Origin of the sequence: Capnocytophaga sputigena, assembly GCF_900446695.1 — a bacterium.
Classification (GTDB): Bacteria; Bacteroidota; Bacteroidia; order Flavobacteriales; family Flavobacteriaceae; genus Capnocytophaga; species Capnocytophaga sputigena.
On sequence record NZ_UAVP01000007.1, the window covers coordinates 101,813 to 123,337 of the forward strand.

Consider the following 21,525-nt stretch of genomic DNA (forward strand, 5'->3'; position numbering starts at 1 on the left):
TGTCCAACTCTGGGCAGCTTTTTTTATTATTATTCATCTTGTCTTACCTCATCCTTTTAAATCTATTGTGTGTCCATAAGTAGAACTCAGGGCGGTCATAAATTTGTCGGGTTATACGTTCAAAGAACATATCTGTGATTTGAAAATCTACATAATCGTTAGGTACTTCAGCTAAAACTTCAAAAGTTGTTTGGTAATACCCGCGTTTTAGTTTTTCTATTTTAGCAAATACAATCACCGTATTCAAAGCCTTACCCAAGCGTTCTGCCCCAGTGAAAACAGGTACATTCAAACCTAAAAACGGACGTAAGTAGTTCTTTTTGTTGTTTGGAATCTGGTCGGAAGCAAATCCATAACAATATACATCGTGAGCATCTTTGTGTTTTTTCATCTCTCGGTGAGCGGTATAGCGCGGTAGCAAAAAGCTGTGATGTTTAGTGCGTATTTTTTGTAATAGCTTGTCAAAATAAGGATTGCTCAGCGGGGTATACAGAGCGTACGATTTGTGTTTAAGGAAGTAAGCCAATGAAAGTAACCATTCGTAACTTGCGTAATGACTGCACATAAACAAGATGTTGCGTTCCTCATTTTCGTATTTCTTCAAAACCTCCAAGTTAGGGAAAACCATACGTTTTTTCATTTCTTTTTCACTCATTCCGTACGATTTTACCATTTCTAAGAGGGTATCGCAAAAATGGTGGTAGAATTTGCGTTCGATGTCTAAAAGTTCAGTCTCAGTTTTAAAGGGGAAGGCTGTATGCAAGTTTTTGCGTACCACTTTTACTCTGTATTTCAATAGAGTATATAGCACAAAGTACAAAAAGTCCGATACGCCATAGAGCATCCAGAAAGGCATCCGTGAGATCAGCCAGATAAGAGGAAAAGCGATAATATAGATAAATAAATTCATTTGAGTTCAAATTCAAGCCGCAAAGGTAAAAATAATTTGTCAAATAGCCAATTTGCTAATTTGCTAATTCACAAATTATTCGTACTTTTGCCCCCGTTTTTAAATTATTAATTGTCAGTAGTCAATTATCAATTGCTAATTATTCTCTATGCTGAACGTTCACAATCTATCTGTTTCTTTTCAAGGTGAATACCTCTTTGAGGATGTTGCTTTTATGCTCAATGCAGGCGACCGTGTGGGGCTTATCGGTAAGAATGGAGCAGGTAAATCTACAATGCTCAAACTGCTTTCACGCGAACTAAAACCCGATACTGGCGGAATCGCTACCGATAAAGATGTGCGCATTGGTTTCCTCAAGCAGGATATCGATTTTGTAAAAGGGCGCACTATCTTAGAAGAAGCCTATCAGGCATTTACCGAGATCAAAGCATTAGAACGTCAGTTAGACGATATTCATCATCAAATAGAAACTCGCACTGATTATGATAGTCAGGAATACCACGATTTGCTCGATAAACTAAGCGATTATACACATCGTTTTGATCTCATCGGGGGCTATCAGTACCAAGGTGAAACCGAAAAAGTATTACAAGGTCTTGGTTTCCAGCGTAGTGATTTTGATAAACTCACCGATAGCTTTTCAGGAGGTTGGCGTATGCGCATAGAGTTAGCAAAACTGCTCTTGCAGAACAACGATGTGTTGTTGCTGGACGAGCCTACGAACCACTTGGATATCGAGTCGATTATATGGTTGGAACAATTTCTCACAACTTATAGTGGGGCAGTGGTAATCGTCTCTCACGATAGGATGTTTCTCGATAATGTTACCAATCGCACTATCGAGATTTCAGTAGGCAAAATATACGATTACCCTAAACCCTACACTCAATTTTTGGCATTGCGCCAAGAAATACGTGAGCAACAACTCGCTTCACAAAAAAATCAAGAAAAGAAAATTCAGCAAACTGAAAAGCTGATTGAAAAATTCCGTGCAAAAGCTACTAAGGCTTCTATGGCGCAATCGCTGATGAAAAAACTTGACAAGATAGAGCGCATAGAGGTAGATGAGGAGGATAACGCCGTGATGAATGTGCGTTTTCCTGTATCGGTAACTCCAGGGAAAGTGGTGCTCGAAATAGACGATGTTTCTAAAAACTACGGCGAAAAACAAGTGCTTAGCCACGTGAGTTTGCTTGTAGAACGCGGTAGCAAAGTGGCGTTTGTAGGGCAAAACGGACAAGGGAAAACTACCCTCGCCAAGATGATTGTAGGCGAAATTCCGTACGACGGAACTATCAAGTTAGGTCATAATGTGCAATTGGGGTATTTTGCCCAAAATCAAGCCGACTATTTAGATGGTGAACTCACTGTGCTCGATACGATGTTCAACGCTGCTAACGATAGCAATCGTATGAAAATACGCGATATTCTGGGCTCTTTCCTCTTCCGCGGCGACGAGGTAGATAAGAAAGTGAAAGTGCTTTCAGGGGGTGAGCGCAATCGCTTGGCATTGGCTAAAATGTTGCTGTCGGATTTCAATGTCTTGGTAATGGACGAGCCTACGAACCACTTGGATATCAAGAGCAAAAATGTACTTAAAAAAGCACTTCAGCAATTCGAAGGAACGCTCATCATCGTGTCACACGACCGTGATTTCTTGCAAGGACTCACAGATAAAGTGTACGAATTTAAAAACCAACACCTCAAAGAATATTTGGGCGATATCGATTTCTATTTAGAGCAACGCGCTGTCGCTAATTTCCGTGAAATAGAACAACCTAAAGAAACGACTACTACTGCTACTAAAGCTGCTCAAACTCCTGAAAAACTCTCTTTCGAAGAACAAAAACAACAGAAAGCAGCTCAAAACAAACTCAATAAAATAGAACGCAACATCACTGAGCTTGAACAGGAACTCAAAACGATGAACGAACAAATGGGACAAGGCGTACAAACCGATGCGTTCTACAAACAGTACGAACAGAAAAAACAACAGTTGGAGGATTTAATGACCGAATGGGAATCTTTAATGAGTTAATCTATGCAACCTAAGAAAATCTTACTCTTTATCGTGGGGCTACTCGCTGCCCTTTTTGCAATGACCTTTTTCAGTCGTTATCACACCACCGCCAATGGTATGGTGCGTGAAGGTATTGCCTTTGGTGATGCGATGTTGCGCTATCCTACTCCCGATATTTTAGGAGAACTCTTCAAAGCTGATGAAAAAGAGAACAACAAACTCGATGAACTTATCAAAGAAACTTCAGGGAGTATTGTTGATGAGAAAACAAAAAACTTAGCAACTAACGATACTATCGAAAAAGATTCGCTGCATACTTTAGATACCAATGTAGAAGGTAAAATCTATTACCCTGGTAATAAAATTGATTATATCAAGCGCCTCAAAGCCAAGCTCACTCAGGGAGTATGCCAAATTGTACACTATGGCGACTCTCAAATAGAGGGAGACCGCATTACAGCTTATATGCGCAACCGCTTGCAACTTTCCTATGGTGGGGGCGGACCTGGATTTATCCCTATCAAAGTAGTATATAGCCAAAATAGTATAGATATTGTGGCTTCACCTAACTGGATGCGTTATGCTTTCTTCGACCGTAAACAGCGCAAAACTGTGAAACACAATAGCTACGGACTTTTTGCTACTTATTCGCGATTTACACCTTATGTAAACGATACAGCCTTGTTGAAACCTACAAAGGCATCTTTTACAATCAAACCTTCTAAAAAATCCTACGCACGTTTGCAAAACTACACTAAATTTGGCTTGCACTATGGCAATGCTATCAGCCGAACTGCGATTAAGGTATATCAAGGAAAAAATGTAATTAAAATTGATACCCTTATCGCCGATGGTAAATACCATAACTATCAACTGAATTTCGCTACTACCCCCGAAGAATTACGCGTAGAATTAGAAGCACGTGTAAGTCCTGATTTCTATGGAATTACCCTTGATGCAGCTTCGGGAGTGCGCGCCGATAACGTGGCAATGCGCGGTGAAGCAGGGCGTATTTTCACCCGTATGAACTATGAGAATTACCGCCAAATGTCTGCTGTCCGCAAACCCGACCTCTTTATTTTTGAGTTCGGGGGTAATACAATTCCTTATATGAAAACCGATCAGCAGCTGAAAGACTATGTTGAAGGGCTCATTTTCAATATGAAATGGGTGAAACGCGCCAATCCTAATGCGATGTTTATGCTCATAGGCAATGGCGATATGACCACCTCGCGCAATGGCAAGCGCATCACTTATCCTTACGTTCCTAAACTCAATGATTTGATGAAAGAAGAGTGTATGAAAAACGATATTGCTTATTTCAGTATGTATGAGGCTATGGGAGGTGAAAACTCTATGATTACGTGGGTTAAAGAAGGTATGGCTGCTGCCGATTATGTCCATTTTAGCCCTAAAGGAACCAAACTTATTTCAGAAGTATTTTATCAATGTCTACATAACGACCTCGCGGCGGTAGAATAACAGATTTTATGACAGACTTTTTCAACAATTTCTTTACTTTTAATCCCGAACATCCGCTTACCTTTGTGCGGATAGACTTCTGGATATTCTTCGTCTTGGTATATGCCATTTTTGCTCTAATTTACCGACGCCGACACCTGCGCAATCTGTTTTTGCTACTCGCTAGTTTTTATTTCTATTACAAGGCAAGCGGTCTCTTTGTATTGCTATTGGTGTTCAGTACTGTTACCGATTTTTATCTGGGGCATTACATCTATCGCCAAACTGAAGAACGCCATCGCAAAATAGCTGTAACCGTGAGCGTTTGCTTGAATTTGTTTGTGTTAGCATATTTCAAATACGCTTATTTCTTTACCGATACTTACAACGCGCTATTCCATACCCATCATCAAACTTTTAACTATTTGGCTTATTGGGCAAATGGTTTTAGCAATCAGGGGTATTTCACTGTCGATAAAATAATTCTGCCCGTAGGGATTTCTTTCTATACTTTCCAAACGATTAGTTATACAGTAGATGTCTATCGCAACAAAGTAACACCGCTCAAATCTATACTCGATTTTGGTTTCTATGTGAGTTTCTTCCCTCAACTTGTAGCAGGACCTATCGTGCGTGCCGAAGAGTTTGTGCCTCAAATTCTTAAAAAAACAGTTGTTTCTAAAGAAGAGTTTAACAAGGCAATATTTTTCATTCTCAAAGGGCTTATCAAAAAGATGATTTTTGCCGATTTCATCGCTTTGCACTTCTTAGACAAAGTATTCGATGCCCCTTCTATGCACACGGGCTTTGCTAATGTACTGGCTCTCATAGGCTATTCGTTGCAAATCTATGGCGATTTCTCTGGTTATACTGATATAGCCATAGGGGTGGCACTGCTAATGGGTTTCCAATTGCCTGTAAACTTCAATTCTCCTTATAAAGCTCTGAACTGCGGCGATTTCTGGAAACGTTGGCATATCTCCCTTTCCACTTGGTTAAAGGACTATTTGTACATCCCATTAGGGGGTAACCGCAATAGTACCATAGGAACTTTTGTCTTCTCCTTGCTCTTTGTGGTAATTTTGGTAGTAGCTATCAACAATCTAGCATTTACCCTCATCACAGGGCTACTATTAGTAGCGGGCTCTGCGGTTGCTTTCTTTTATAAACCTTTTGAGCGTTACCTCACTACCAATATCAACATTATGCTCACAATGCTCATTGGGGGCTTGTGGCACGGTGCGTCGTGGAAGTTTGTCATCTGGGGCGGACTCAATGGTTTGGGAGTGGTAGCTTATAAGTATTGGCGTAAGATTAGTCCGTATGAGAACAGCAATTTGTGGGTAGCACGTGTTTGGAAAATAACTTTTACTTTTGCTTTTATCTCTTTCACCCGTGTGTTCTTCCGCAGTAATGATATGGAGAGTGTAAACCAGTGGTTTGACCAAGTCGCTCATAATATGGACTGGGGGTCAGCTATGCAAGTGATGAAGTACAACAATATCAGTTTAGGAATCATTCTCATAGGCTATATTACCCATTGGTTGCCTCAAAGCTGGAAAGATTATACTGAGCACGTTTTTGCCGAAAGCCATTACGTGGTAAAAGCTGCTATCGCTTTAGTAGTAGTGTTGATATGTTATCAAGCCTATTCTACCGATATACAGCCATTTATCTATTTTCAGTTTTAAGCAAAATTAGGATTTAGGAATCAATAATCAGCTCTTTTCGTCTCTCTACTCTTTTCAGGACTCTCAGAAATCTTACAAGATTTTCTGAGCTTTTTCCTATAATATTCTCTCTACTTTTCTCTAATTTGCTAATTCTCAAATTTGCAAATTCCCAAATTATTCGTATTTTTGCCGATTGAAAGGGCTGTTACGCCCACTCTATTAACGTAATAATCATAGAAAAATGAGTTGCAATACTTGCACACACAATACAAATAATAGTTGTAATACAAACTGCGGAGCCCGTAGCTTTGGCACTGCCAAACTATCTGTTTTTGATTGGCTGGCAAATACCCAACTCCTTGGCGGACAAGAGTATTTTGATTGCGTAGAAGTGCGCTTCAAGAACAGTCGTAAGGAGTATTTTCGCAATGTAGATAAATTGCCCCTCCAAATGGGCGATGTAGTAGCTACCGAAGCTCCTTCAGGGCACGATGTAGGGGTAGTAACCCTCACTGGTGAATTAGTGCGTTCGCAAATGAAAAAGCGCAAAGTGGATTGGGAGGGCGAGATACCACGTGTGTATCGCAAAGCCAATCAGCACGATATCGATGTGTGGCAACAGTCACGAGCTAAAGAGATAGAAGTGCAAAAACAATCGCGTGAATTAGCTATTGCCTTGGGCTTAGAGATGAAAATCTCCGATGTAGAATTTCAAGGCGACGGCTCTAAAGCAACGTTCTACTATACTGCCGAAGGGCGTGTAGATTTCCGTCAGCTCATCAAGGATATGGCAAAAGCCTTTTCGGTGCGTATAGAAATGCGACAAATAGGTTTCCGTCAAGAGGCTGCTCGTTTAGGTGGGATAGGCTCTTGTGGTCGTGAACTTTGCTGCTCTACTTGGCTCACCGATTTCAGAAGCGTTTCTACATCTGCAGCGCGTTACCAGCAATTGTCCCTCAACCCTCAAAAACTCGCAGGGCAGTGTGGCAAACTCAAATGCTGTTTGAACTTCGAACTCGATACTTATCTCGATGCCTTACAAGATTTTCCTCGTACCGATGTGAAACTCCACACACAGCGCGGTATGGCATCGTGCCAAAAAATAGATATTTTCAAGCGTTTAATGTGGTTCACTTATGATGAGAACCCTATCACTTGGCACAAACTGTCAGTAGATAGCGTAAAGGAAATCATAGAGATTAACAAAGAGGGGGAACCTATTGAGGAATTAGAAGAGTACGCTATAGTTACCGATTTGTCCTCTCGTAAGAACACTTCAGCTTATGAAGGTATAGAACTCGCTCCAGTAGAGGAAGATAGCATCACCCGTTTCGATACGCCTAAACGCAAAAAGACCAAGCGTAACAACAAGAAAAATACTAATGCCAATAAGCCTCAGCGGGATAACAAACCCCAACAAGCACAGGCACAAGCACAGCAAAATCAGCCTAATCAGGCACAATCAGGGCAGCCTAAACAAGGGCAACCTAACAAAAAGAAACAACAATTCAAGCCTAAGAATAATAGCAACAATGCTAATAACAATGGCAATAATGCTAATAACAACAGCAATAACAACCCTAATGCTGCCAAGAAAAAGTTTAATAATAAGAATAACAAACCTAAAGCTCCTAATGCCGATAAACCTAAAAATGAGAACGTTTAGTATATTATTGCTATTGATATTCCTTGTCTCTTGCCAAAATGGGGTAACTTATAGCGAATATGTATCCTTGCCTAATGGTTGGACTAAAAATGAGCCTGTAACTTTTCTTATAGAGGAAAACGATACTTTGGCTAAGAAAAACCTATTTATAATGTTGCGCAATGATGAGCATTACGAGTTTAGCAATATCTACCTGATTGCCAAAATGGAAGTGCCTAATAGCGATAAAGTAATTGTCGATACCTTGCAGTACGAAATGGCAACCCCCGAAGGTAAATGGTTAGGTGATGGTTATTCAGCAGTGAAAGAGAGCAAATTGTGGTACAAAGAACAATTTGTTTTTCCTGCGAAAGGCAAGTACAATATCAAAATAGAACAAGCAATGCGCAAAATCGGTGACAATGAGGGAGTGCCAGTCCTCAAAGGAATTACCGAAGTAGGATTGCGAGAAGAAACTAATAAATAATTGCCTAACAAAAGAGTTTTATATAGTCTCAATTTCGTGTAAATTCGTGAAATTCGTGGGAGACTTAAAAAAATAATAAACTATGAAAAAAGAAAACAGCACAAACAGCACCAGTAGCAGCCGCAAGTCTAAAAAAGGACTCAGTGCAGTGGTGAGATGGTTTTGGTATATTTTTATAGCAGGTGTAGTAGGAGTGATATTGCTCTTTGTATCAGCTTCTTTTGGCTTGTTGGGTGAAATGCCCGACTTCCAGCACTTGGAAAATCCTGAAACCAATTTGGCTACCGAAATCGTTACAGCCGATGGTAAATCATTAGGGAAATTCTATTTAGATGAAAATCGTACCCCTATTCGCTTCAAAGATTTACCTAAACATTTAGTTGATGCGCTCATCGCTACCGAAGACGAACGTTTCTATGAGCATTCAGGGATAGATGTCCGCGGTACACTGCGCGCAATGGTCTATTTAGGTAGTAAAGGAGGGGCTTCCACTATCTCACAACAATTGGCTAAACAGCTCTTTCACAAGGAAAAAACCAGAGGGTTAGCGCGTTATACCCAAAAAATAAAAGAATGGGTGATTGCTACTCGCCTTGAAAAACAATATACTAAGGAAGAGATATTGGCAATGTATTTCAATATCTACGACTTCAATAACAATGCCGATGGCATACGCTCAGCGGCTAAAATTTACTTCGATAAAGAACCTAAAAACCTCAAAATAGAAGAAGGGGCAATGTTAGTGGGAATGTTCAAAAACTCTGCCCTCTACAATCCCGTAAAAAATAAAGAAGGGGTAACCAATCGCCGCAACGTGGTACTCGCCCAAATGGCTAAGAACAACTATATCACTCAAGAACAAAAAGATTCTTTGCAAAAATTGCCATTGAAGATTAAGTTTACCCCCGAAAGTCATAATGATGGGATGGCAACCTACTTCCGTGAGTATCTGCGTTCTTATATGAAAACGTGGATTGACCAAAACCCTAAACCCGATGGTACTAAACACAATCTTTACCTCGATGGATTGAAAGTCTATACCACTATTGATTCTAAGATGCAGGCTTATGCCGAGGCTGCTGTGAAAGCTCATATGAAACAGCTGCAAAAAGCCTTCGATGCCGAGAATAACCCTAAGAAAAATGCTACTTATCCTTTTGTAAAAGTCTCTAAAGAAGAGTATAAAAACCTGATGGAGCGCGCGATGAAAAATTCTAATCGCTGGATACATCTTAAATATTTAGGATATTCCGAAAAAGAAATCCGCGAATCCTTTGATAAGAAAGTAGAGATGCGTGTGTTCAGTTGGAAAGGTGAAAAAGATACTATTATGACCCCACGCGACTCTATATTGTACTACAAAGCTTATTTGCGTACGGGTATGATGTCTATGGAACCTCAAACAGGACATATCAAAGCATGGGTAGGAGGTATCAACTACAAGCACTTCCAATACGATCAAGTGGTACAAGGCGCTCGCCAAACAGGTTCTACTTTCAAACCTTTTGTATATGCTACTGCTATCGACCAGTTGCACTATTCGCCTTGTTTGGAACTTCCTGATATCCTAACTTGTGTGGAAGCTAATAAATATGGCAATGTACAAGCGTGGTGTCCGCGTAACTCTACGGGTAATTTCACCGGTAAGATGATGACCCTCAAATACGCTTTGGCAAACTCGGTGAACTCTATTACAGTAAATCTAATGGACAAAGTGGGACCTATACCTGTTATCAATTTGGTGCGAAAACTCGGTATCACTTCTAATATACCCGAAATGCCTTCTATAGCCTTAGGTACTGCCGATGCTACAGTCTTCCAAATGGTAGGCGCTTATGGCACCTTTGCTAATGAGGGTGTATATGTAAAACCAGTGTTGGTAACTCGTATAGAAGATAAGAATGGTACAGTACTATTCGAGAACACTCCCGAAACTCACGATGTAGTAAGTGCTGAAGTAGCACGTGCAGTGGTAAACTTGATGGAGGGTGTTACACGTTATGGTTCAGGGGCGCGCTTGCGTACCAAAGGAGCTGAAACTTACAATGCGATTTATAAGAATGTGATGACTGGTTACCCTTATCAGTTTACGAACCCTATTGCAGGTAAAACAGGAACAACCCAAAACAACAGTGATGGTTGGTTTATCGGTATGGTACCTAACCTTGTTACCGGTGTTTGGGTAGGAGGAGAAGACCGCGCGATACACTTCCGTACTACTGCCTACGGTCAAGGGGCTACTATGGCACTCCCTGTATTCGGTTATTATATGAAAAAATGCTATGCCGATAAAGATTTGAACGTTTCTAAAGGTGCTTTCCCAGCTCCTCAAAATATAGAAATCCCTATAGATTGTAGCAAAGAAAAAGAAGGAGGTACAGAAGAGCCCGAAATCGATTTTTAGAGAAACGAAATACTTTTTTGAGCGAATATTTGCGTCTTTGTAATATTTTTAGTAGTTTTGTCGCCCTTACGATAATAAACTAAAAAACACACTTACATTATTTAAGAATATGAAACTTGGAAAATATACTCTTACTACCCTCGCTTGCTTGCTTTTAGGTAGTATGCCAATGCAGGCGCAATTCTCTCAAAAAGACACTATAAATAAGAATCCTAAACGTGAAGGATTACGCAAACTCAACGATAATCCTAACGTAAGAAAATATGATGAAAAATGGCTGAAAGAATTATCAAATTCTGATTTGTTCTTTCAGATGAGTGAAGATGTAGCCGCTACCCCTACCGATGTAGATTACAGCGAGTTGCCCACCGAAGTACTCAAAGAACGCTTGCGCAAGCTCAACGAGAAAACACCTTTTAATGTGGAGTATAATCCCGTATTAGAACAGGTGATCAAATCGTTTTTGAAAAACCGCCGTTCTTCCTTGGAACGCCTGATGAGCCTCAGTGATTACTATTTCCCAATGTTCGAGCAGGAAATGAGTAACCAGAAAATCCCTCTTGAAATGAAATACCTTGCCATTATTGAATCTGCTTTGAACCCTAAAGCGCGTTCACGTGCAGGGGCTACAGGTTTGTGGCAATTTATGTATGCTACGGGTAAAAGCTATGGTTTAGAGGTGAATAACTATGTCGATGAACGCAGCGACCCCGTTCGTTCTACTAAAGCAGCAGCCAAATACTTAAACGAACTCTACAAAATATTTGGTGACTGGGATTTAACTCTCGCAGCCTATAACTCAGGTCCTGGCAATGTAACCAAAGCTATACGCCGTTCTAATGGCAAGACTAACTATTGGAATTTGCGCCCCTATCTTCCTCGTGAAACAGCGGGATATGTCCCTGCCTTCTTGGCAACACTCTATATTTTTGAATATGCTAAAGAACACGGCTTCAAACCTCAAAAGCGCGCCAATCACCTTTTCCAAACTGATACTATTCGTGTAAAACAAGCAATTCCGTTTAAGGATATAGCCGAAATTACAGGTATGGATGTACAAGATATTCAGTTTTTTAATCCTTCATATCAGTTAGATGTAGTGCCTTATGTAGAAGGACGTAACTATGCGGTGCGCTTGCCTATTTCAGAGATAGGTAAATTTGTAGCCAATGAACAAGCCATCTACAACTATCTAAACGAACAAAAAGCCCAACGCGAACAAATACTTCCAGAAGTAGCTAAAGGAGAACAATATGCAGGAGGTAAATCTACTAAAAAAACGATTTACACGGTGAAAAAAGGCGATAACTTGGGTAAAATCGCAAGTCGCCACGGTGTGAGTATCAATAATCTCAAACGTTGGAACCGAATGAAAAGCAATAAAGTACGCGTAGGTCAACGACTTTCTATTTACAAGTAATAGAACTTACAATAAAAATTAGACAAAATGAAGAGAAGAGCTTTATTAAAATTATTGGGGCTTTTTTCGGCAGTGCGAGGCTACAACATCGCAATGGTGTGTGTAGCTCAGTACTTAGCGTCTATCTTCGTACTTTCTAAACAATCTTGGCGAGAAGTCCTCTCCGATACTCACTTGCTAATGTTAGTCATTGCAGGAGCTTTAGCTATCGCAGGAGGGTATATTATCAATGGTTTTTATGACAAAGATAAAGACCTGATTAATAAACCTACCCAAACGATGATCAATCATTTGGTAAGTCAGAATACCAAACTTACACTTTATTTTTTACTCAATTTTCTTTCAGTGATTGTAGCGAGTTACGTGTCGTTTAGGGCAGTAGTTTTCTTTTCGGGTTACATTTTCACTATGTGGCTTTATTCACATCGTATCAAGAAGTTACTACTCTGGGGGAATCTCACTTCGGCAAGTTTAGCCATTATACCTTTCTTCGCAGTATTTGTGTATTATCGCAATTTTGAAACAGTTATTTTCGCACACGCTTTACTCATTTTTCTGTTGATGCTTACCAAAGAGTTCATCAAAGATTTGCAAAATATCAAAGGTGATCTCACACATAACTACGCCACAATCCCTGTGGTCTATGGCGAACGTTTTGCTAAAAAACTCATCACCTCGAGTATATTGCTCTGCTTTCTGCCTATCTATTGGCTACTCCATAGCTTCGCCATATTCAAACTGACGTACTTTCTCTACTTCACAATACTTTATTTATTGTTTTTTGTAGCCTTTCTTTGGAAAAGCCAAATCCAACCTCAATACAGAGCTTTACACAATATGCTTAGAGTGATTCTCGTAATGGGAGTCTTTAGTGTAATATTAGTAAAGCAAATCAATAGTTAAAAAATAGCATATTGTTTCATTGAGACTTATAATAGACTCCTTTCTGGATTGTCCCCCTTCGGGGGTTCGGGGGCTACCACTCAGGATTGTCCCCTTCGGGGGTTCGGGGGTTCACACCTCGTATTTTGCGTTTTTCGTCGATAAAATCAGCCTTTCTGTCGATATTATTTGCCTAAATCTCTACTTCACCCTACCTTTGCACCATAGTTTTAAAACAGCGTATAGGTCTCATTTTCTAAACTTTAACAAAAGATTAACGCCATTCCACACTTGCCTATAACTATTTTTGAACTACTTTTGTCAATAATCCTTATCCTTACCCTCTAACTTCAACCTCATCTACTTTCTCCGACTTGTTAACCCCGTCCGACTTGTCCTAAAACTAACAACTAATAATTAAAGTATAATGAATAAATTTTTTTTAGCAGCAGCAGCTATCGCATTGGTAGCTTGTAATAATGGAAATCAACAGCAACAACAATCAAAAGAACCTGAGGCTTATCCAGTGATTGTAGTAGGTGAACAAAATACGGTTTCTCAACTCTCTTATCCAGTGAATATTGAAGGTATTGTAAACAGCTCCGTACAAGCCAAAATATCAGGTTATATCACTAAGGTATTAGTAGACGAAGGTCAGGTAGTAACCCAAGGGCAACCCTTGTTTCAGTTAGAAACTCAAACGCTTAACCAGTCGGCAGCCTCAGCCAAAGCAGCGGTAGAGGTCGCTAAGGTAGAGGTAGATAAATTGGTGCCATTGGTAGAAAAAAATATTGTGAGTCCCGTGCAATTAGCAACTGCCAAAGCCAACTTGCAACACGCTCAAGCTGCCTACAACGAGGTGGCGAGTAATATTGGTTTTGCTGTAGTGAAAGCACCTGTAAATGGGGTGGTAGGAGCAATCAACTTCCGCGAAGGCGCTTTAGTAACTGCCAATAATACAGTGCTTACCACTGTTTCTGATGTGAAAGAGGTATATGCTTATTTTTCAATGAACGAGAAAGAATACCTCGACTTTTTAGCTAACACCGAAGGTAAAACCACTGCCGAGAAACTCAAAAACCTACCTGAGGCTTCTTTGGTATTAGCTAACGGAAAAGAATATGCCGAGAAAGGTAAAATTCAAGCGGTAACCGGACAAATTGACCCCTCTACGGGTAGCATACAGTTCCGCGCTACTTTCCCTAATCCTAACAAATTGCTCACTAATGGCAATAGCGGAACCATTAAAATACCCCAACATTTTAGTAACTCACTGGTAATTCCTGAGGTAGCTACTTTTGAGCAACAAGGAAAAGTATTTGTATACCGTGTAGCCGAAAAAGACTCCTTGCGACAAACCGTTATCACACTTAAAAACCGCGCCGATAACTATGCAGTTGTAGAAAGCGGACTTAAAAAAGGTGATACCATCCTCGCTCAAGGTCTCAACAAAGTACATACCGGTACCGTGATCAAACCCCAACCTATTTCAATGGAAGAGCTTGTAAAGAAAATACAACCCATCTTTTAGTGAAAAGTTGCCCCCCGTCATTCGTCATTCGTAACTCGTCATTTGCCCCTCGTTATTATGAAATATTTGTTATTATTACTCTTTTCTCTGCCTCTCACAGCACAAGTTAAGGAATCCCAAGGCGGAGGCATAAAGGATATAGGAAGAATTCCTAACGAGCCCCCTCTTTATATTATCGATGGGAAGAAAATTACTAAATGGAGTCTAAAGTTTAAAAAACTTCGACCCAAAGATATAGCCGAAATCTTGGTGCTTTTTAGAGAAGAAGCTAAAAATCTTTTTGGCAGTAGTGCAAAATATGGAGCGGTATATCTTATCACTAAGGAAACTTTTCGGAAAGCAAAAGCACTTGCTAATAATCCTCCCAATAGACGGCTCAACAAGGAAGAGCAACTTTATGCAGAGATTTGGGAATTCTATCAAACCTATCGCCTTATAGTGGTTTCAGGGAAAATTACAGATAAACAAGGCAAACCTTTGGCTAATATTAGGGTATATAACAAAGATAGGAATACTGAGACTTATACCGATAGTTTAGGAAATTACACAATTAAAGCTGATCGCTGGGATATGCTGATGGTGCATTGTTGTACTTCTTGTAAACTGATTACCGATGAAGAGAAAACTCAAGAAATAAATTTTGAGGGGTCATTTGAAGGTACTTACAAAGAAGCAGAGAAAGCGTATATAGAAGAGATGATAAAGCAGATTCCTCCCAGAGCAATAGCGCAAATTTCAGAGGACTATTGTGCTACACCTCTCTTTGTATTGGATGGTATGCCTATGGACAAGAAGAAGTTCCGAGAGAAAACAAGCAGGCAAAAGATTTCAAAAGAGATTCATTACCTTACTCCAGCAGCAGCTACAGCTATTTGTTGTTCTGGAGCTATCAATGGGGTATTGGTAGCAGTTACTGAAAAAGCTAAGAAGAAATACGATAAACGACAAGCCCGTAAAGCTCAGAAAAAACAATAAGCGACGACCCAATTTACTATATTTCTATTCTCTTTTACACTTTCATCAGACCCGTCTGACTTGTCTGCCCCGTCTGAACCCCCTAACCCCTGACACCTAACCCCTAACACCTACCCCGTCTGAACCCCTAACCCCTAACAACTAATATGTACAAAATCATCTATAAATCAGTTGCTATAGTAACTATAGCCCTTACCCTTACCGCTTGTGCAGGTCGCAAAACTTACGAGTGTCCCAATGTCGTAAATGAAAAACTTTTCCGTACGGATAATATCCCTACGGATAGCCTTAGCAGTGCCAATGTATCTTGGCGCAACATCTTCACCGATGCCACTCTCCAGCAGCACATCAGCAAGGCGCTTTCTAACAATCTTGATGTACGTGTAGCAATGCAAAGTGTAGTTTCATCACAAGCCTATCTCAAACAAAGTAAAGCTGCTTTTATCCCTACCCTTTTGGTAGGAGCAAACTACACCCGCAGCACCAACTCTATCAATGCAGCTGGAGGTTTAGGAGAACGTACTTACAACAACCTATTTGATATCACGGGTAGTGCTTCGTGGGAAGCCGATATTTGGGGCAAACTCTCCGCCCAAAAACGCGCCTCCTATGCCTCTTATTTGGCAACTGTCGAAGCTCAAAAAGCAGTACAGTCCGAAGTGGTAGCAACTTTAGCAACAGCTTATTACCAATTGTTGATGCTCGACGAACAGAAAAAAGTACTCGAACAAACCATTGAGTTCCGCACCAAAAGTTTGGAAACTACCAAACAACTCAAAAATGCAGGTTCTACTACCGAAGTAGCGACCAAACAAATTGAAGCACTCGTGTACAACGCACAAGCACAACTTATTACAATCAACAATAGCGTGTGGGCATTAGAGAATACCATCTGTGTACTCTTGGGCGAAGAGCCTCATTACATAGAGCGAAGCACCCTTGCCGAGCAACAATTTCCTACTGAATTTCGTCAAGGATATGCCGTAAGTTTGCTCGAAAATCGTCCTGATGTGGCACGTGCCGAACTGAACTTGCGCAACGCTTTTGAACTCACCAATGTAGCCCGTGCTGCTTTCTATCCTACCCTCACCCTCAGCGCTCGTGGCGGTATTAGCAGTACCGAGCTTGATACTTGGTTTTCAGCCAAATCGATGTTTGCTAACTTTATAGCGGGATTGGCGCAACCTATCCTCAATCGCCGACAAATACGCACTCAGTACGAAGTGCAAAAAGCGGCTCAAGAAACCGCTTTACTCAACTTCAAAAAGGCAATTCTTTCCGCTGGCAAGGAAGTCTCCGATGCGATGCACCAATTCAACTCTCAAGACGAGTTTATCCAACTCAAAACTAAAGAAATGGAAGCCTATCAAAAAGCTACTGATTTCTCTAAACAATTATTCGATAGTGGTATGGTGAATTATTTGGAGGTCATCACTGCCGAAGTAAACCGCCTCAATGCCGAACTTAGTGTAGCCGATGCACAATTCACTCGTATGCAGTATGGCATCACCCTGTATAAAGCCCTTGGAGGTGGCTGGAAATAATTGGCAAATTAGTAAATTAGCAAATTAAAAAGAAGAATCTATAACTTAAACTTATGATAAAAAGTTTTATAAACAGACCCGTATTATCAACGGTAATTTCTATTCTGATAGTTATTTTAGGGATTTTAGGGATTATATCCTTACCTATTTCCCAATACCCCGACATTGCTCCTGTAACGGTGCAGGTATCGGCTAACTATGCAGGTGCTAATGCCGAAACAGTGCTTAAAGCAGTGGTAATTCCGCTGGAAGAACAAATCAATGGGGTGGAAAATATGGATTATATCACCTCATCGGCTTCTAATAGTGGTTCCGCAAATATTACAGTCTATTTCAAACAAGGTACCAATGGCGATATTGCGGCGGTAAACGTACAAAATGCGGTGTCGCGTGCGAACTCTATTTTGCCATCGGAGGTAACCCAATCGGGCGTAACGGTACGCAAACAGAGCTCTGGTAACCTGATGTTCCTTACCTTCTTTTCAGATAATAAAGAGTTAGACGATGTGTTCTTGCAAAACTATTTGAACATCAATGTGATACCTGCAATCAAACGTATCAGTGGGGTAGGGGATGCGAGTGCTTTTGGAGGAAAAACTTATTCTATGCGCGTTTGGATCAATCCGCAAAAACTCCAAGCCTACGGTCTCAATCCTACTGAGGTAACAGCTGCAATTTCAGCTCAAAGTAAAGAAGCAGCTGCAGGTACTTTGGGGCAAAATAGCGGTAGCAGCTATGAGTATGTGATTAAATACAAAGGGAAATACACTCAAGTGTCTGAATACGAGAATATAGTACTCAAAGCGTTAGATGGCGGACGTGTACTTCGCCTCAAAGATGTCGCTACTGTAGAACTCGACGCTCTGGGATATACTGGATTTTCTGAAAGCAATGGTCGTCCTGCGGTGGCTATGGGTATTTCGCAAACCCCAGGATCTAATGCTCACGAGATTATCCAAAATATCGAAAAACTTTTAGAGGAGCTAAAACCTTCTTTCCCCGAAGGAATTACTTATACTATCAACTATAACGCCAATACTTTCTTAGATGCTGCAATTTCTAAAGTGGTGTCTACCCTTTTAGAGGCTTTCTTGTTGGTGTTCTTGGTAGTGTATATCTTCTTGCAAGACTTCCGCTCTACGCTCATTCCTGCTATTGCGGTACCAGTATCTATCGTGGGTACTTTCTTCTTCTTGAACCTCTTTGGTTATTCTATCAATATGCTCACCCTCTTTGCCTTGGTATTGGCTATCGGTATAGTGGTGGATGATGCGATAGTCGTCGTCGAGGCGGTGCACGCCAAAATGGAGCAAACGCACGAAAAAGCAAAACCTGCTACCATTTCGGCTATGAACGAGATTACAGGAGCGATTATCTCTATCACTTTGGTAATGGCAGCGGTGTTTGTGCCAGTAACCTTTATGGGCGGTACTACGGGCGTGTTCTACAAACAGTTTGGGGTAACCCTTATTGTAGCTATCGTGATTTCAGCAATCAATGCGCTCACCCTCAGTCCGGTACTTTGCTCGCTCTTTCTCAAACCTCACGGTGATAAGCAGTACGAAGAAAAATCGTGGTTTGGTAAGTTCTTTCACAAGTTTAATGTAGCTTTCAATGCCGCAACTTATAAATACGGACAAACTTTTACTTTCTTCCTTCGCCACAAATCGGTAACTTTAGTGCTTTTACTCTTGGCAGGAGGTGGTATTTATTTTGCCAATAAAAGTATGAAATCGGGCTTTGTGCCCAATGAAGATCAAGGGTTTGTGATGATGGATGTATCGATGATTCCTGGTGCCTCTATGGAACGTGTCGCCAATATTATGCGTGAGGTAAACGAAAGTCTTTCCAATATCCCAGGGGTGGAAAATGTTACCTTTGTAACGGGACGTGGTATGATTTCGGGCGAAGGTAGCAACAATGGTATGGGCTTCTTCAAACTGAAACCTTTTGAACAGCGCTCTAAACTCCCTGGTCAAGATATCCAGTCTATTATCAACAATGCCTTTCGTGCAGTAGCTAATGTTAAAGATGCTAATGTGATTTTCTTCCAACCGTCTTCAGTACCTGGTTTTGGTATAGGGGGTGGGGTATCGTTTGTACTCTTGGATAAATCCGGAAGTGATATCAGTGAGGTGAACAAAAATGCACAACAATTTTTAGGTGCTTTGATGCAACGCCCCGAAATACAGTTCGCGCAAACTTCGTTCAATGTGAATTATCCACAATACCAAATGGATATCAATGTAGAGCGCGCTATGCAATCAGGTATTACAGTGAGCACGATTCTCTCTACCTTGCAGAACTATATAGGAGGTTTCTACGCTACCGACTTTACCCTCTACGGAAAGCAATACCGCGTAATGGTACAATCGTTGCCCGAAGCGCGTAAAGACCTCAATAGTCTCAACAACTTGTTCGTAAAAACAGCTAGTGGCACAATGGCGCCTATTACCGAGTTCGTAACGCTCACACGTACCTTTGGACCTCAATCGCTCAGCCGTTATAATCTATTTACTTCGGTATCTATTTCGGCTCAGAACAAACCTAATTATAGTTCGGGGGATGCCCTAAAAGCAGTACAAGAGGTAGCAGCCCAAACCCTCAATGCTAATTATAGTATAGATTATACAGGTTTAACACGTGAAGAACAAACCGCAGGCACACAAACCATACTCATCTTCTTGCTCAGCTTGGTGTTTACTTATTTTATCCTTTCAGCACAATATGAGAGCTATCTATTGCCATTATCAGTGCTCTTCTCATTGCCTTTTGGTATCTTTGGGGCTTATTTAGGACAATGGCTTTTCGGCTTGGAAAACAACATCTATTTCCAAATCTCTCTTATTATGCTAATGGGACTCTTGGCGAAGAACGCAATTCTGATTGTAGAATTTGCTGTACAGCGCCGCCGTATGGGTGAAAGCCTATCTAAAGCAGCTATCAATGCTGCTATGGCGCGTTTGCGTCCTATCTTGATGACCTCTTTCGCTTTCATTGTAGGTTTGATGCCATTGGTATTTGCCTCAGGAGTAGGTGCTGAAGGTAACCGCTCAGTAGCTACAGGGGCTGCGGTAGGACAGCTGATAGGTACTTTCTTTGGATTGATAGTCATACCCGTTCTCTTTGTTATTTTCCAAGATTTGCAAGAGCGCATAAGCGGTTATCGCCACAAATCCGATGAGATATTTGTAACCCCAACAGATGAATATTAATTTAAAAAACATTTTATTTTTTAACAGAACTATAAGATTTTTCCAAATAAATTGTAAAAGAAAAGTTAAAAATGAAAAGGCAATGCATTTTTGTTGTTCAAAAATGAGGTAGTTACAAAAAATAGCTATACATTTGCCGCCATATTAATCGTGAATAAGTTTTTTTTTAATTTTATTTTTATGAAAAGAACTCTTTTAAGTGTTGCAGCTATCGTTGCAACTTTCGTAAGTGCTAACGCACAAGAAATGCTAAGTAAGAGCAAATTTTTTGACAACTGGCAAGTAGGTGTTAAAGGTGGTGGATTCTCTTGGACTACCCGTGAAGCCTTCATCAAAAACACCCGTGCCACTTTTGGAGCCGAGATAGGCAAACAAATCTCTCCAGCGTTCCGTTTAGGCGTTGAAGGTATGGCGTATGTACGTCCAGTAGATTTTGATAATGCTACAGAGTATGGTAACTTTGTAGATATGTCAAATGTAAGTTTGGTAGGTACTGTAAACTTGAGCAACCTTATCGCTGGTTACAAAGGAACTCCTCGTTTCTTTGAAGTTGAAGGTTTTGCTGGTTTAGGCTGGTGTCACTTATACCCACAAGGTGCTGATAACAGAAAAGCTCCTAAAGTATTGAATGGTATGACAAGCCAATTTGGTTCTAACTTGTTGTTCAACTTAGGTCAAAGCAAAGCTTGGGGTATCAAAATCAGCCCAGCACTTATCTACTTTGTTGATGGTGTAGAAAACCGTGCTGAATCTAACTCTCAAAATGAGTTGAACCTTAAAAACTCTTGGACTCAAGTAACTGCTGGTGTAGTTTACCGTTTCAAAGGTAGCAATGGTGCTCACCACTTCACTACAGCTGCTCAAGCTCCTGATAACAGCGCTGAGTTAGCAAGACTTCGCGATGAGTTGAACGGCAAAAACAAACAATTAGCTGATAACCAAAAACAAATCAAAAACTTGCAAGATGAGTTAGAAGCTGCTCGTAACAAAAAACCTGAAGTAGTTGAGAAAGTTGTTACTAAAAACAAGAAAACTTTAGAGTCTGTAGTTACTTTCCGTGTAGCTAAAAGTACTATTGATGCATCTCAATTGCCTAACGTAGAGCGTATCGCTTCTTACCTTAACAAATATAGAAATGCTAAAGTAAGTATAAAAGGTTATGCTTCTCCTGAAGGTGACTTAGAGAAAAACAAAAAATTGGCTACTGCTCGCGCTGAAGCTGTTAAAACTCTCTTAGTTAAACGTTACAAAATCTCAGCTGATAGAATCGAAGCTGAAGGTAATGGTATCGGTGATATGTTCAGCGAACCAGATTGGAACCGCGTAAGTATCGCTAATATTGTTGAGTAATTATTTAG

Annotated in this window: 14 protein-coding genes; 13 read left to right on the plus strand and 1 reads right to left on the minus strand. The window is 40.6% G+C overall.

Translation table 11 applies throughout. The features are described 5' to 3' along the window. Positions 1–43: 43 nt before the first annotated feature. Positions 44–910, minus strand: coding sequence for a lysophospholipid acyltransferase family protein (locus DR017_RS04400; protein WP_002679935.1), 867 nt, complete (start codon positions 908–910; stop codon positions 44–46). Between the two features lie 148 nt (positions 911–1,058). On the opposite strand from DR017_RS04400, the gene abc-f reads away from it, so the two are divergent. The 13 genes from abc-f (at position 1,059) to DR017_RS04465 (ending at position 21,517) form a co-directional block, all read left to right on the plus strand. Further along, positions 1,059–2,948, plus strand: coding sequence for a ribosomal protection-like ABC-F family protein (gene abc-f, locus DR017_RS04405; RefSeq protein WP_002679940.1), 1,890 nt, complete (start codon positions 1,059–1,061; stop codon positions 2,946–2,948). 3 nt (positions 2,949–2,951) lie between these two features. After that, positions 2,952–4,412: an SGNH/GDSL hydrolase family protein gene (locus tag DR017_RS04410; protein WP_002679971.1), complete on the plus strand. Its 1,461-nt coding sequence runs from the start codon at positions 2,952–2,954 to the stop codon at positions 4,410–4,412. Between the two features lie 8 nt (positions 4,413–4,420). Further along, positions 4,421–6,082, plus strand: coding sequence for an MBOAT family O-acyltransferase (locus DR017_RS04415; RefSeq protein ID WP_002679830.1), 1,662 nt, complete (start codon positions 4,421–4,423; stop codon positions 6,080–6,082). A 223-nt stretch (positions 6,083–6,305) separates the two neighbouring features. Next, positions 6,306–7,730: a PSP1 domain-containing protein gene (locus tag DR017_RS04420; RefSeq protein WP_002679839.1), complete on the plus strand. Its 1,425-nt coding sequence runs from the start codon at positions 6,306–6,308 to the stop codon at positions 7,728–7,730. Then, positions 7,717–8,196: a gliding motility lipoprotein GldH gene (locus DR017_RS04425; RefSeq protein ID WP_002679890.1), complete on the plus strand. Its 480-nt coding sequence runs from the start codon at positions 7,717–7,719 to the stop codon at positions 8,194–8,196. Before DR017_RS04420 ends, DR017_RS04425 begins: the two co-directional genes overlap by 14 nt. Before the next feature lie 82 nt (positions 8,197–8,278). Next, positions 8,279–10,600 (plus strand): penicillin-binding protein 1A, encoded by a 2,322-nt coding sequence (locus DR017_RS04430; protein ID WP_002679835.1) that lies wholly within the window; start codon positions 8,279–8,281, stop codon positions 10,598–10,600. 109 nt (positions 10,601–10,709) lie between these two features. Then, positions 10,710–12,020, plus strand: a complete 1,311-nt coding sequence (locus DR017_RS04435; RefSeq protein ID WP_002679837.1) for a lytic transglycosylase domain-containing protein — start codon at positions 10,710–10,712, stop codon at positions 12,018–12,020. A gap of 27 nt (positions 12,021–12,047) precedes the next feature. Next, a complete protein-coding gene (locus DR017_RS04440) occupies positions 12,048–12,923 on the plus strand; it encodes a geranylgeranylglycerol-phosphate geranylgeranyltransferase (protein ID WP_002679908.1) in 876 nt (291 codons plus the stop codon). Between the two features lie 406 nt (positions 12,924–13,329). Then, positions 13,330–14,433: an efflux RND transporter periplasmic adaptor subunit gene (locus DR017_RS04445; RefSeq protein ID WP_002679954.1), complete on the plus strand. Its 1,104-nt coding sequence runs from the start codon at positions 13,330–13,332 to the stop codon at positions 14,431–14,433. Between the two features lie 57 nt (positions 14,434–14,490). After that, entirely contained in the window at positions 14,491–15,408 is a 918-nt protein-coding gene (locus DR017_RS04450; RefSeq protein ID WP_002679962.1) for a carboxypeptidase-like regulatory domain-containing protein, read from the plus strand. Between the two features lie 146 nt (positions 15,409–15,554). Then, entirely contained in the window at positions 15,555–16,952 is a 1,398-nt protein-coding gene (locus tag DR017_RS04455; RefSeq protein WP_002679923.1) for an efflux transporter outer membrane subunit, read from the plus strand. 53 nt (positions 16,953–17,005) lie between these two features. Beyond that, a complete protein-coding gene (locus DR017_RS04460) occupies positions 17,006–20,167 on the plus strand; it encodes an efflux RND transporter permease subunit (protein WP_002679985.1) in 3,162 nt (1,053 codons plus the stop codon). A 180-nt stretch (positions 20,168–20,347) separates the two neighbouring features. After that, positions 20,348–21,517: an OmpA family protein gene (locus DR017_RS04465; RefSeq protein ID WP_040361355.1), complete on the plus strand. Its 1,170-nt coding sequence runs from the start codon at positions 20,348–20,350 to the stop codon at positions 21,515–21,517. Positions 21,518–21,525: the final 8 nt, after the last annotated feature.

Excerpts from the sequence above, each read along its gene's own strand:
- DR017_RS04420 (WP_002679839.1), top strand. The coding sequence starts at position 6,306 with ATGAGTTGCAATACTTGCACACACAATACAAATAATAGTTGTAATACA.
- DR017_RS04450 (WP_002679962.1), top strand. The coding sequence starts at position 14,491 with ATGAAATATTTGTTATTATTACTCTTTTCTCTGCCTCTCACAGCACAA.
- DR017_RS04445 (WP_002679954.1), top strand. The coding sequence starts at position 13,330 with ATGAATAAATTTTTTTTAGCAGCAGCAGCTATCGCATTGGTAGCTTGT.
- DR017_RS04410 (WP_002679971.1), top strand. The coding sequence starts at position 2,952 with ATGCAACCTAAGAAAATCTTACTCTTTATCGTGGGGCTACTCGCTGCC.
- DR017_RS04415 (WP_002679830.1), top strand. The coding sequence starts at position 4,421 with ATGACAGACTTTTTCAACAATTTCTTTACTTTTAATCCCGAACATCCG.
- DR017_RS04465 (WP_040361355.1), top strand. The coding sequence starts at position 20,348 with ATGAAAAGAACTCTTTTAAGTGTTGCAGCTATCGTTGCAACTTTCGTA.
- DR017_RS04430 (WP_002679835.1), top strand. The coding sequence starts at position 8,279 with ATGAAAAAAGAAAACAGCACAAACAGCACCAGTAGCAGCCGCAAGTCT.
- DR017_RS04440 (WP_002679908.1), top strand. The coding sequence starts at position 12,048 with ATGAAGAGAAGAGCTTTATTAAAATTATTGGGGCTTTTTTCGGCAGTG.
- DR017_RS04425 (WP_002679890.1), top strand. The coding sequence starts at position 7,717 with ATGAGAACGTTTAGTATATTATTGCTATTGATATTCCTTGTCTCTTGC.
- DR017_RS04400 (WP_002679935.1), bottom strand. The coding sequence starts at position 910 with ATGAATTTATTTATCTATATTATCGCTTTTCCTCTTATCTGGCTGATC.
- DR017_RS04435 (WP_002679837.1), top strand. The coding sequence starts at position 10,710 with ATGAAACTTGGAAAATATACTCTTACTACCCTCGCTTGCTTGCTTTTA.
- abc-f (WP_002679940.1), top strand. The coding sequence starts at position 1,059 with ATGCTGAACGTTCACAATCTATCTGTTTCTTTTCAAGGTGAATACCTC.
- DR017_RS04460 (WP_002679985.1), top strand. The coding sequence starts at position 17,006 with ATGATAAAAAGTTTTATAAACAGACCCGTATTATCAACGGTAATTTCT.
- DR017_RS04455 (WP_002679923.1), top strand. The coding sequence starts at position 15,555 with ATGTACAAAATCATCTATAAATCAGTTGCTATAGTAACTATAGCCCTT.